We start from the raw sequence: 12,801 nt of genomic DNA, 5'->3' as shown, positions 1-12,801 counted from the left end.
CAGCATAGCTACATAGGGGCGGAGGAAGTCATGAAGAGAAGATGGCTTGTATCTGTAATGATGATCGGACTATTGGCAACGACGGCTTGCAGCGAGCAACAACCTGCTTCGGCACCCCAGAAGGAAGTGAAGAATGTCGTCGTTGCACAAGTGAAGAAGGAGCAGGCTGTAACCGTCACGGAGTTGTCTGGTACACTGGCTCCTTTGGAGGAAGCACTCGTCTCTTTTGAAGTAGGCGGTCGTATCGTGGAGATGAACCGGAAAGAAGGAGACACGGTCAAAGCGGGAGATGTACTCGCCCGTGTGAACGCCCAGGATTACTCGCTCCAAGTCGCCTCTTCAAACGCTGCTATGCAGCAGAGTGCGGCAAATCTTAGCAAGGTAACTAATGGGGCGAGAGAGCAAGAAGTGACGCAGGCGCGATTACTGGTGGAGAAGGCAACAGTCGCTCTGCAAAAAATGCAGGATGATTTCAACCGGATTGAAAAGCTCTACCAGCAAAACGCCATCTCCAAAAGCGAGTTTGAAAGTGCACAAAATGGTCTGACGATTGCGCAAAAGGATTTGCAAAACGCACAGCAGTCCTATTCGCTGGTTACTCAAGGGGCTCGTGTAGAAGACAAACAGCTGAGTCAGGCTGTTTTCAACCAGGCGGTCATCGCCAAAGAAGTGGCAGCGAATACGCTTGCCAAAACGCAGCTTCGGTCGCCGATTAACGGGACAATCATCGCCAAGCTCTCGTCTGCTGGTAATTTGGTCGGTTCAGGTACCCCCGTCTATCAAGTCGGTAACATCGACACATTAAAAGTCGTATTGCCCGTTCCTGACCGTGAGATTTCTGCCTGGAAAGTAGGAGATACGATCTCCTTAGACCTGTATGGACAAAAACGGGATGGCAAAGTGACAAAAATATTTCCTGCCACGAACCAAAATACCGGAACGATTGGCGTAGAGGTCCAAATCGCCAACCAAGCTCGTGACTGGTTTGCTGGTCAGGTGGTGAAAGCGACCAAAACGGTAACGGGGCAGGAAGGTGTCTACGTACCAGTAGAAGCAGTCATCAGCAGAGGAAAAGATGACGCACATGTCTTCGTCAATGCAGGCGGCAAGGCTGTCAAAACAAGCGTAGTTATCGGGCAGATTGTAAGTGACAAGCTCGAGATCAAGAACGGATTAAAAATAGGAGACCAACTGATCGTCAAAGGGGTGGACCGTTTGTTTGACGGTGACCCAATCGAGGCGGCAGGAGGTACACAACCGTGATCAAGTACATCGTACAAAAGCGCAAAATCACGCTCCTGTTTTTCAGCATGATTGTACTTGTAGGCTCCCTCAGCTTTTTTCAACTGCCTAAGCAAGAGATGCCGGATATTATCGTTAACATGGCGACGATCACGACCGTTTACCCGGGAGCTTCGCCAGAAAAGGTCGAGCAGGCTGTTACGAAAAAGCTGGAAGAAAAAATCAATGAATTACAGGGACTTAACTATATATCATCCTCGTCTTCCCTCGGAGTCTCTTTTATCATGGTGGAAGCAAAGAGTGACGTAGACCCGAAGCAAAAATGGGATGAATTGCGGAAGAAGGTAAAGGACGCAGAGGCTGATCTGCCAGCCGATGCGAAACAACCGATCATCAATGATGATTTGAATCGTACGTTTGTCCAATCGTTTGCGGTCACTGCTAACACGCGTGAAGAATTGTACAGCATGCGTACCATGCTGAAATCGTGGAAAGAACAGCTGCGCACAATTCCGAACGTAGCGGATGTACTGGTGGAAGGTCTACCGGAGCAGGAAGTCCACATCGAGGTGGATACGCAGAAGCTGAGCCAGTATGGGATCACGTGGAGTCAGGTGATGATGGCTGTCAAAAAGGAAAATGAAAAAATCCCGCTTGGCGACCTGACCACAGAAAAACGGACCTATCAGCTCAAGCTGGCGGAAAATACAGATGTCGAAGAACTGAACAAAGTGATTATCTCCCGTTCAAAAGAGGGCTTCCCGATCTATCTGAAGGACATCGGATCGGTCAAAATGATGACGGAGACGGTGAAAACGACATCGTATTTCAATGGGAAGCCTTCGATCACGATCAGCGTCAATGCAGAGACGGGAAGTGATGTGCCGTCCTTGCAGAAGCGCGTAGACGAGATGATGGTAACTCTGGATAAAACACTTCCGGCAGGGGCCGAGAGACACTCGATTTATAGTCAAAATGAACGCGTCGATGAGCTTTTTAGCGACTTGACCCGGGAAATGATGATTGCCATCATCGCTGTTTTGGTAGTGTGTGCACTCGGATTGAACCTGATCACATCGTTGGTAGTAGCGATGGCGATTCCGATTTCCTTGGCTGTGGGGCTTATGTTCCTGCCCTCTCTGGGTATTTCACTCAACATGATCTCGATCGTTTCCTTGATCATTGTGCTGGGGATTTTGGTCGATGACGCCGTGGTGGTCAATGACAATATCGAGCGGAGACTGTCTGTCCTGGGTGAAAAACCAATGGCTGCGGCGGTTAATGGTGCCAAGGAAGTATCGATTTCGATCACGACCGCTACGCTGGCTACGATTGCGTCATTTGCGCCCTTGATGTTTTTGAGCGGCAACGTCGGGCAGTTCATTCGTCCGGTTCCCGTCATTATTTCGATGACGATGCTGGCGTCAATGGTCATGTCGCTGACGATCATCCCGATCTTTCGCCAATGGTATGAGCAACGTAGAAAGGCTGGCGTAGAAGCGTATCGTAAGCCCGCTGGATTGTTGGGGAAACAATTGTTGCAGCTGACCAAGTGGTATGCGAGCAAGTTCATGCCGAAAATTTTGAAGCGACCGCTTTTGGCCGGAATGATTGGCGTATTGATTGGAACGGCAGCATATGGATTGATACCGTTCACTCCGGTGGAATTGTTCCCGAACGATGATCGCCCGCAGTTTCTCATCGATATCCGTCTCCCCGTGGGCAACAGTTTGGAGGAAACAGACCGAGTAGTGCGTGGGACGGCAGACTGGGTGTTGAAGCAGCCTGGCATCGAGACAGTATCTGCGTACGCGGGAGGCAGTGCACCGAAAATGTTCGGAGGAGATACAGCTGCCGGAAGCGGCATTACCGTCGGACAGCTAGTGGTTCGTTACAATGAAAAAGAGACCCATCTCGAGAACATGCTGGAGCCGTGGACGGAGGAATTCAAAAAGCTGTATCCGGAAGCGAGTATCTTGACGAAGCAGCTGGAGGCAGGTCCTCCGGTTGGAAAGCCAGTCGTGATTCGTTTTTATGGAGAAGATATTGAAACGCTGCGCACTCTTTCTGCACAAGCAAAAGAAAAGGTTGCCGGATTAGAGGGAACGTACAATGTGCAAGACGATTTCGGGGTAGAACGCTACACCTTGGAATTTGTCGTCAATAAAGAGCTGATGGAGCAAAAGCTCGTCAACTACACGGACTTGTCCACGACATTGCGTCTGGTGAGCGAAGGTATTACCGTCAGTGAGTTTGATACGGGCTCAGACCTGATAGATATGAAGCTGTTCTTGCAAAAAGGCGAGGAAGACCCTGCATTGCTGTTCCAACGACTCAGCATCGCCAATGCCCGTGGAGAGCTGATTCCGTTGTCACAGCTCGCGGAAGTAAAACCGACTTTCAGTACACAGACGATCCCGCATCGCGATTTGTCGCGGAGCGTGACAGTTACCAGTGATCTGAAAGGTAGAACGGCGACAGAAGTAATGGCAGAGATCAAGCCGATGCTCGATAGTATGTCCTTGCCTGAAGGATACCGCTATGAGATTGGTGGCGAGACGTCTGAGCAGACTGATATTTTTATCGACATGGGCAAACTCTCGATTCTTGTCGTTTTCCTGATTTTAATTTTGATCGCGATGCAATTCTATTCCTTGACCATTCCTGTACTGGTTACCAGTACGATTTACCTCGCTGTATCGGGGAGCTTGATCGGCTTGTTCGTAACACAGACGCCACTAGGCTTTATGACGATGATGGGGATTATTGCTTTGGCGGGTATCGTGGTGCGTAACGGGATCGTTTTGATCGAGTTCATCGAGGAGGCACGTCACACAGGCATGGAGCTGAAGCAGGCGGTTATTTCTGCGTGTGAGGCACGACTTCGGCCTATTCTTTTGACCTCGCTTACAGCGATTGCAGGTATGATGCCGTTAGCTATTTCGGGTGACGTTTTGTTCAAACCACTTGCGGTCACCATTATTTCCGGCTTGGCGTTCTCGACACTTTTGACCTTGATCGTCGTACCGTCCTTCTATACGGTTCTGACGCAGCACAAGATCAAAAAGCTGGCGAAAAAAGCCGCGAAGCGTCCGGATTTGTATGGGCCTGAGGCAGAGACATTATAATGCATGCAACAGCGGCAAACTCTCCGATTCATTTCGTTCGGGAGTTTGTCGCTGTTGTTTTAGTAAGCTTTTCTTGCTTTTCGCCAGCCGACTATCAAAAGAGCAAGAACTAGTAGGAGAAAAACGAGTACACATAAAGCCCAGATTGACTGTAGCAGCATGCTGTGGTTGACCAGCCAGGGAATCTCCTCCAGAGGCATGTTTTTCATTTTGGGGAGAGAAGGGATGATCATCGCGTCTGCATAAATGTGCAGGATGATCGGAGAGAGCAGTCCCCAGCGAAATGCTGCCCATGCCCATAAAACACCAATGAGAAACGATTCAAAAAGAGCTCCTAGACCATGCCCGGGTACGTGATAGTAGGCGAAAATCAGCGAAGGAATGAGAAGATAGATCCACTTCGCACCAGTGGGCAGGTCTGTGTTCCTTCGATAGATGAGTGTTAGCAAGAGAAACGGGATGCCGCGAAAGACAAGCTCCTCCCACAAAGGATTATGCCAGGTGGCAAACACAAGCAGATTTGCTTTGCCAGCGAGTGACTGGGCACCGATTTGCTGCGTGGTAGACCATCCGCTAATCGCTTGAAAGGCAGCTCCGCCGGCTTTTGCCACTATTAGACCAACGAGGATGAAAAGAAATGCTTGGACCAAATTTTTCTTTTGTACGAGCCATAAGATTCCGCCAGTGTAAATCAGTGAAATCACACCAAAAATGAGCCAGCCGGGAAGCGGGACAGCGATCTTCCAATCCGTCTTCGGCCAAAATAGCAGAGATACCGAAACAGTTTCTCGCAAAAAGCCTGATGAGAGAAATTGCCCCCAAGAGGCAATCAGGGGCAGAAAGAGTAGACTCATCAACAAAATGAGTAAAAGTGGGTTTTTTGTAACGTATCGAAATGTGTTTGTCCACATTCGTAAAAACCTCTCAATCACACGATTTTTTCCTATATAATCCTATATAGTCATTACTTGGTCTAGGTTAAAGCGGCATTCTTCAGATTTTTGTAAGAGTTTGATTGAGCAAGAAACGGTAGCAGACGTATGATATGATAGAATCAACATTCACAGTCAGTAATAGAGAGAACGCAGTACAGGAAGGGAGTGTCCAGGATGCAACAGCCACAGCTTCTTCATGAAGAAAAGGTATTCAAAGACCCTGTCCACCGCTACGTCCACGTGCGTGACAAATTCATTTGGGATTTGATCAACTCGGCAGAATTCCAGCGTTTGCGCCGAGTCAGGCAACTGGGCACCAGTTTTTTTACCTTTCATGGTGGAGAACATAGTCGTTTTAACCACTCGCTTGGTGTATATGAACTGATGCGCAGAATTTTGGAGACGTTCGAAGGGCGAATCCAGTTAACTTATGAAGAAAAGTTATTATGCCTATGTGCAGCTTTGCTCCACGATGTGGGACATGGTCCGTTTTCCCATTCGTTTGAAAAGGTGTTCAAGTATCACCATGAGGATTGGACGCGCGCCATTTTGCTTGGAGATACGCAAATCAACCGAATTCTTCGTCGGTTTGATGATAGCTTCCCGAAGAAATTGGCAGAAGTGATTAATAAGACATATGACAATAAACTGATCGTAAGCCTCATCTCCAGCCAGCTCGATGCCGATCGGATGGATTACTTGCTGCGTGATGCCTACTATACGGGAGTCAATTACGGCAATTTCGAGATTGAGCGAATCTTGCGTGTCATGCGGCCGCAGGAGGATGGCATTGTCTTTAAATTCAGTGGGATGCATGCTGTCGAAGACTACATCATGTCTCGCTATCAAATGTACTGGCAGGTCTATTTCCATCCCGTGACACGGAGTGCCGAAGTAATCTTGTGCAAAATTTTTCAACGGGCGAAGCTCTTGTTCTCCCAAGGCTATCCGTTCATGCAGGAGCCTGTCATGTTGCTGCCTTTCTTGCAGGAAAAGGTAGAGCTCGCTGACTATTTGGCGCTTGATGAATCCATTATTCTGTTCTATATGCAGCTCTGGCGCAGAGAGCAAGACCCGGTGTTGAAAGATTTGTGCGCCCGTTTTTTGGACAGGAATCTCTTTAAATACGTCGAATATAATCCGAGGGATTTCCGCTTGCTGTCTGAGCTGAAAGAACTATTTCAATCTGCCGGAATTGATCCGATGTATTATTTGGAGGTAGACACGACCTCCGATCTTCCGTATGATTTTTACCGTGCCGGAGAAGAAGAGGAGCGCATTCCGATTATGCTCCAAATGCCTTCAGGCGAACTGGTCGAGCTGTCACAGAAGTCAGAAATTGTACAGGCCATTAGCGGAAAGCGGCGCTTTGATTACAAGCTGTACTTTCCATTGGATAAAGTCATGGCTTTGCCGGGGGATCTCTCCCGTAAGATTCGAGAACGTCTGGGAGTGATGGAGGATGCTTAATCGTCACGCCAAGATCATACGCCTGATTGAGATAGTCGGCGAAGTGAGCGGGCGAAAAAAATTGCAAAAGATGGTGTACATAGGAAAACATCTGGAGATGGATTTCGATGAGCGCTACGAGTTTCACATGTACGGTCCATATTCGGAAGAGCTGACGCTCAGAGTAGATGAGCTGTGCAACATGGGGCTTCTGGATGAGCAAATGGAGAGTAAAGGTGCTATTCATATGTATCGTTACTCTTTGAACGAAACCGGTCATGATTTTCTCAAGTTTCATGAGGTTGACTTCGGTAGTGGAGAACGTGCGATTTTGCGTATGAACGAGGAGAATTCTCGTTTTCTCGAGCTGGTTTCTACGATTCTGTATTTCAACCATCTGCCCTATGAGGAAATGAAGGGCAAAATCTTTACGTTTAAGAGCAAGCAGCGCTACACCGAAGAAGAGATTCAAAAAGGGCAGGCGTTTATTGAAGAACTGCGTGCGCTGATGAAGGAAGACGGCGGCAGTTCACTTATGCAATAGGGAACATCATACGAGGACAAGCACGGCGTACGAACTTGGAAGAGTTGTGGTACGTCTTTTTTTTATACATGTCAGCCAGTCCAATGGGGCTGGCTTTTTTTGTCTCAGTTCGGAGCTGCATAATACGGGCATCGTTCTTTGACAAGTGCATACGTATGAAACATTTTGATTAGCGAAAGGGAGATGGACGTGAGTAGAAGCAAGCAATGGTGGCTGTGGATCGCACTCGGTGTTGTTATGCTTGCCGTCGGTATAAGTACGTGGGGTACAGCCAGTGCTCATGAAGTAAGAGTGGTGTACGTCTATAGTGATAGCTGCGTGTATTGTACGGAGTTCGGGCCGACATTCGAGAGAGTTGTGAAGGCGTATCCACCCGAAATGATCCAACGACTGGATATCCATAAGCAAAAAGAGCTGGATGAAGCGTCGCGACTAGGTGCAGAGGCAACCCCCACTGTTTTTGTCGTCGAAAAAGGTAAGGTAGTTGAGAAGCTGGAAGGGGCGGTACCCGAGAATACGTTGCGAAGCTTTTTGCAAAGGAACCTAAATCAGACTCTTTCTAAAAATGGATAATATAGGTAAAATATCCGGTAAAGAGGGGGTCATTCCATGAACAAACGTGCAATGATGTCGTACCTACTAGCATCTGTACTAGCAATGGCAGGGTTTACTGGAGTTGTTGATAGTCCTACCGTGCAAGCTGCTGCGCCAGCGAAGGATTACGCTTCACATACAGCAAAGGCAGCTATTGATTTCGGTGTACAGAAGAAATACTTATGGCTGGATAACAAGGGGAACTTTTATCCGAATAGTCAAATGACGCAAGGGCAGTTTATCGCGAGTTTAGTAGCCATTCGCGAATTGAAGGAGGTAGCACCCGTACCGCAGCTCCCAACAGGGCACTGGGCGAAGATGAGCTATGAGAAGGCGCAGAAGGCGGGGATTTTGGCGGGGGTGAAGGTAGAGCCGAACAGATTGTTGACGAAGGAAGAAACGGCAGCGCTGGTGTATGCTGCATGGAAGCCGATTCGGGGTGAAAAGAATCCGAATTTAACCAATACCGGGGCGCTTATCACGTGGGGATGGATGAAGCCTGCACCTAGTGGTCAGCCTAAATTTCGTGAGGATTTACCTGTGACACGAGGGGAAGCGGCAGAGATTTTACGTTATTTATGGAAGGATAAATGGCAGCTGGAGCAAGGGGCGAAGTATGCGGATGAGTTTCATAAGAGCTTGAAGGTTGTGAATGGGAGGATTAGTGGGAAGGTGCCGAAAGCTGATAACAATTTCAGGATAATAACACAAATTAATAAAAAACAAGGTGAAAGAGAAGGTTATTCAAACAACCAAATCTTTAGTATTTCAGTAAATAACGTAAGCTATATTACTTTTAAAGTAATAAATTTCAACGACTCAACCTCAGCAGGTACCTACTTATATACAAAATTACCTGTTTTAGAACGAATAAAAAACACCCCAAAATTCCATGAATAAGTGAAAGGCGAGAAATAAATGCGAATCTTTTTAACTAAGCACAGAAAATTATTTCTTTCTGCGCTTTCTTTTTTTCTCCTGTTTGGGCTATTAATGGCTCAGCCTAATTTGGCGGAAGCCTCACCTAATGATCATGGTATTGTTCTCGCTACTGTTGATTCAAATAAAAAGCTTGCGCCAGAAAACGTATACGATATACTTCAAATCCAGGGGATTGATGCAGATCTAGGTGCAACAGTTTCTCAAGTTGAAGTAGATCGAGTTATTGATAGTAATAAAGTACTGCTCTTTGCTGATGTATTCCAAAAGGCTGATCGGGGGTGGTATTTTGTAGACGAGTCGGAAGCTATCTATTGGATCAAACGCTTTGGTGGAAATCTCAACTACATTCTCGGTGGAGTTGGTAATGTCTATAGTAAGGAGGTTACCAGTGACACTTCAATTAATTTTAAAAAGTACCAAGCCTACAACCTCGCAGAACTAGCCTCCGCCTCAGGCGGCGCAGGCTACACCAAAGGAGACAACCTCGTCCCTGACGGCAAAGGTGGATACATCTCAGTAGGCCACTTCCGCACAACCCCACAACCCAGCGGCAGCATAACCACCGACAAAACCAAATACAACCTCAACGAAACAGTTGAGATCCATGCAAATGCCACGGACTTTTCTTACTATGACCGCGGCATTTTTGTATGGTCTTTAAATGTGATCAACAAGTCAACAGGACGTGGATACAAGAGCATCTTATCTAATCAAAAATTCAACGATCCAAGCACGGCTATCCCCACGGTAAACGAGACAAGCAGTCCCCCAGGCTACAAGTGGACCTATAAAAACACCGAATATAAGCCTACCGAGCCAGGAGTGTATGAAGTATCGCTAACCATCACTGACCTGCATCAAAGAAGCCGTCAAGGATCAGGCAGCATCAGTGTTTCCACACCCTATACGGCACAATTCACGGTAGGTGATGTAACCCCACCGGAAAAACCCGATCCCGAAAAGCCTGACCCAGGTCCAGCCTGTTCGATCGGATCAACAAAAACCAAACTGAACATTCAAGTCGTTGGCGACAAGGATATAAAAGACCACAATGCTGTTGCAAGCGGCGGCTCAGATATCCCTGTAGAAAAAAATGCCGAAATCACTCTCTATGCCAATAAAGCGGGGAAGTTCACCATGAATGGTTATGACATGAAGCCTGGGGCGAATGGCAACAGGAAAGTCGGGACAGGAAGCATCGGGAGCTCTGGAAGGGTAAAAGTCGTCTACATCAGTGATGATGGAACAGAATGCTGGGAGAAATATTTTAGAGTCAAGTCGCCAGACGGCGAAGACTCATGTCCCATCGTAACACTGTCGGCATCAGCAGTGAGAAATGGTGAAACGATTGAGATTATGCCGTTTGACACCCTGACGTTCCGAGCCAATTACACAACCAAATACGGAGATAACGAGGAAGCATCGCTTAAGTGGGATGTAACACTTCCAAACGGAAAAATCTATACCTTACCAGTCGAGGAAAGTGACATTGGCAGATGGCGATCCTATCATTCCTCCAGCTTAAAACTTCCGTACGGGAATATTCATGACCCGTATGATGTTCAGTTTGAGCGAGGGAAAACGTACAAACTGAAGCTTAACTTCGATGGGACACAGTGGAAGGATCAGCCAGACTGCAATTGGGAAATCACGATCGTAGTAAAAGATGCCTCTTGTACAATAGCGGACCAAAAAAAGGTTAAATTCTTGGTACACAGCGAGCCGCCGCTACCATTTTCTCCAGAAGGCGAACTGATGAATGGGTCACCTGGTTCAGGATATACACTGACAGACCCAGTATATTTTAAATACTTTACTGATGTCGGAGACCACTACGATACCAATCTATCGTTTTCCTCGAAGGTATCTGGTACTTGGTATTGGAAGAGCCCCGGAGGAAAAACAGCGTTAACCGACAAGCTTGCGGCAGACGAGCCATTCAGGCTCATGTTGCCAGTCACTGTGGATGTTGGTGATGAAATTGTACTGCTGTTCGAGTCCGAGACGGGCTGCACGGGTGAGGTACGATTCACCATTGAATCTGACCAAAAATGCCGGGATATTCTGGTGTCTGTAGAAATTGATCTGAAAAACCAAAAGTGGAGCAAAGAAATTAAACGTGGAGAAACAATTGAAATAGCAGCAGATGAAATCCCAGACAGGTATCGTTTTCACATGTTTTTGTCCGAGGATAGCCACTTTTCGATGAGGTGGTTCGATCCGGCCACAGGAAACTGGGAAAGAAAGCGAAATGGAAAAGAACTGGATGGATCAAACACCTCCACAAATGGACATTGGGTGTATTTTCCGGAAGATGGGAACGATCTTCTTCTAGAAGGTCTGTACAAGGTGCAATTTTACTCAACTCAGAGTGATGGCTGTGACGGTCATTTTTTTGTGCAAATCGGCAAAGGCACTCCAAAACCGGATGGAGAGAATTTGCTTATTGTGAAATCGAGCTTTCAAATTGATCCGAAGAGCCCTCAAGCCGCAGGGACCGTTGGGACGATTACATTCAACGTGAAGAATGCCGGGAAATTAACGCATGATACGAAATTGGCTGTACGCTGGGCTAGCTCAGAAAAGGAAACCAGTTTGGATGTGAATCAATTCAAGCCGGGTGAGGTGCGTAAGATCACGATTCCGACGAAGTATCCGCAAAAATCCGAGGATTTCATCGCCCATATCAACCCTGCGAAATCCATGCCGGAAAATGAGACGATCTGGACGGACAATCGTGCGACTTGGCCAGTGAAAATAATTGGTGGGGAAGTTCCCGAGGCGCCTGGTGGTGGAGACGATTTTGATGGCGGTGAAATTGGCTTAGAGATTTATGACAGTGATGGTCGACAGCTACAAAAATTGCCGCTACATGCAGACGGCGTGTGGGAACGTGAGCCTGCTACCATTCGCGTGATCATTGATCAGTCGAAAATAAACGAAGGCTTCCAAAAAACAGAGCAGGAGATCAATCAGAAAATCACGCAATTTAAAGCACAATTGGAGAGTTCAGTCAGCAGGGACAATATTAAAAACGTAACCGTCACTGCGAATCCCGGGTGGATTTCAGATGCCAAGGGCTTGGCCGTTTATACACCATCGCAGCTTGATCTGAAGCTGACAGGACCCGGAGCGCCGATGCAATGGCAGGTAAGCAGTTCATCTACAGGCACAGAGGTCGTGTATACAGGAACCACTGTCCCCACGCAGACGACTTGGCGCCAAGTACTCCAATCCCAAAAGTACAAAGCAGAAATCAACGGCTTTGTCATCGTGATGGATTATCAGGTCGATTTTGAACTGTCCTACGAGAGTTGCACGACGAACGACGAAGATGAAGAGGTGTGTGAACCACAGAACATATCCAAAACAATGACAGGACGCTATACCATTACGGTAAAAGGGGGAGAGCGCTCCTTTGAAGTCTTTGAGCCAAATGCAACAGGCTCGATTCGCCATACAGCCGAATGGGCAGCGTATCATGCCAGAGACCGTTATCCAAACAGCCAGCCACATGATTACTACGCAGGGGAGCGCATCTTGACACAAGTGGAGCTGCAGGATCGACACCGCCATCCCGTGAGCAACCAGTTTCCTGTCGTGACATCTGCGCGGGCGTGGATTTCGGAAACTGGCTTACGCCAAACGCCGCTACAGTCGTTGTTAGCCTTGCAACAAGCGACTCCCCAGCTCTGGAGAGGACATTCTTATTCCGCTTCCAAGCTAGGAGCTCGTGAAGTGGGAGTGGATACGCCTTTGATGGGGGATAAGCAGCATGGCTTCCAAAAGGATGCGAGCTACGCTGTCTATTACTCTGTTTCCTTTCGTTTTGACGTGAACAAAGGCTTCCCCTATCAAAGTAAAGCTTCCGGGCAAGGGCACGAGCTAAAAGATTATCAACTACCCTTCCGTATCATTGCAAATGCATGGGAACGACAAGGAATCCGCAACCATACAACACAGTAAA

Annotated in this window: 8 protein-coding genes; 7 read left to right on the top strand and 1 reads right to left on the bottom strand. The window is 47.5% G+C overall.

What is annotated here, in order from left to right:
- Positions 1 to 30: 30 nt before the first annotated feature.
- Both ACM6JA_RS29945 and ACM6JA_RS29940 read left to right on the top strand, forming a co-directional pair.
- Positions 31 to 1,263: an efflux RND transporter periplasmic adaptor subunit gene (locus tag ACM6JA_RS29945; RefSeq protein WP_414855322.1), complete on the top strand. Its 1,233-nt coding sequence runs from the start codon at positions 31 to 33 to the stop codon at positions 1,261 to 1,263.
- A complete protein-coding gene (locus ACM6JA_RS29940; RefSeq protein ID WP_414855321.1) occupies positions 1,260 to 4,370 on the top strand; it encodes an efflux RND transporter permease subunit in 3,111 nt (1,036 codons plus the stop codon). The genes ACM6JA_RS29945 and ACM6JA_RS29940 overlap by 4 nt, the downstream gene beginning before the upstream one ends.
- Positions 4,371 to 4,429: 59 nt before the next feature.
- On the opposite strand, the gene ACM6JA_RS29935 is transcribed toward ACM6JA_RS29940, so the two are convergent.
- The gene (locus ACM6JA_RS29935) at positions 4,430 to 5,224 is read right to left on the bottom strand and encodes a CPBP family intramembrane glutamic endopeptidase (RefSeq protein WP_414855320.1); all 795 of its coding nucleotides are present in this window, start codon (positions 5,222 to 5,224) and stop codon (positions 4,430 to 4,432) included.
- 255 nt (positions 5,225 to 5,479) lie between these two features.
- Here ACM6JA_RS29935 and ACM6JA_RS29930 point away from each other — a divergent pair, with 255 nt between their 5' ends.
- From ACM6JA_RS29930 to ACM6JA_RS29910, 5 genes are all read left to right on the top strand, one after another.
- Complete coding sequence (locus ACM6JA_RS29930; protein WP_015893687.1) at positions 5,480 to 6,775, top strand: HD domain-containing protein; 1,296 nt, start codon at positions 5,480 to 5,482, stop codon at positions 6,773 to 6,775.
- Positions 6,768 to 7,298, top strand: coding sequence for a YwgA family protein (locus tag ACM6JA_RS29925; RefSeq protein ID WP_007724796.1), 531 nt, complete (start codon positions 6,768 to 6,770; stop codon positions 7,296 to 7,298). The genes ACM6JA_RS29930 and ACM6JA_RS29925 overlap by 8 nt, the downstream gene beginning before the upstream one ends.
- Before the next feature lie 183 nt (positions 7,299 to 7,481).
- Positions 7,482 to 7,871, top strand: coding sequence for a thioredoxin family protein (locus tag ACM6JA_RS29920; RefSeq protein WP_414855319.1), 390 nt, complete (start codon positions 7,482 to 7,484; stop codon positions 7,869 to 7,871).
- Positions 7,872 to 7,907: 36 nt separating this feature from the next.
- Positions 7,908 to 8,792, top strand: a complete 885-nt coding sequence (locus ACM6JA_RS29915) for an S-layer homology domain-containing protein (protein ID WP_414855318.1) — start codon at positions 7,908 to 7,910, stop codon at positions 8,790 to 8,792.
- An 18-nt stretch (positions 8,793 to 8,810) separates the two neighbouring features.
- Positions 8,811 to 12,800, top strand: coding sequence for an ABC transporter permease (locus ACM6JA_RS29910; protein ID WP_414855317.1), 3,990 nt, complete (start codon positions 8,811 to 8,813; stop codon positions 12,798 to 12,800).
- Position 12,801 lies beyond the last annotated feature (1 nt).

This window comes from Brevibacillus sp. IT-7CA2 (assembly GCF_949767855.1).
Lineage (GTDB): Bacteria > Bacillota > Bacilli > Brevibacillales > Brevibacillaceae > Brevibacillus.
Note: the sequence above shows the minus strand (reverse complement) of the source record. Positions and strands in the feature narration are given on the sequence as shown.

Excerpts from the sequence above, each read along its gene's own strand:
- ACM6JA_RS29945 (WP_414855322.1), top strand. The coding sequence starts at position 31 with ATGAAGAGAAGATGGCTTGTATCTGTAATGATGATCGGACTATTGGCA.
- ACM6JA_RS29935 (WP_414855320.1), bottom strand. The coding sequence starts at position 5,224 with ATGAGTCTACTCTTTCTGCCCCTGATTGCCTCTTGGGGGCAATTTCTC.
- ACM6JA_RS29930 (WP_015893687.1), top strand. The coding sequence starts at position 5,480 with ATGCAACAGCCACAGCTTCTTCATGAAGAAAAGGTATTCAAAGACCCT.
- ACM6JA_RS29925 (WP_007724796.1), top strand. The coding sequence starts at position 6,768 with ATGCTTAATCGTCACGCCAAGATCATACGCCTGATTGAGATAGTCGGC.
- ACM6JA_RS29920 (WP_414855319.1), top strand. The coding sequence starts at position 7,482 with ATGGACGTGAGTAGAAGCAAGCAATGGTGGCTGTGGATCGCACTCGGT.
- ACM6JA_RS29915 (WP_414855318.1), top strand. The coding sequence starts at position 7,908 with ATGAACAAACGTGCAATGATGTCGTACCTACTAGCATCTGTACTAGCA.
- ACM6JA_RS29910 (WP_414855317.1), top strand. The coding sequence starts at position 8,811 with ATGCGAATCTTTTTAACTAAGCACAGAAAATTATTTCTTTCTGCGCTT.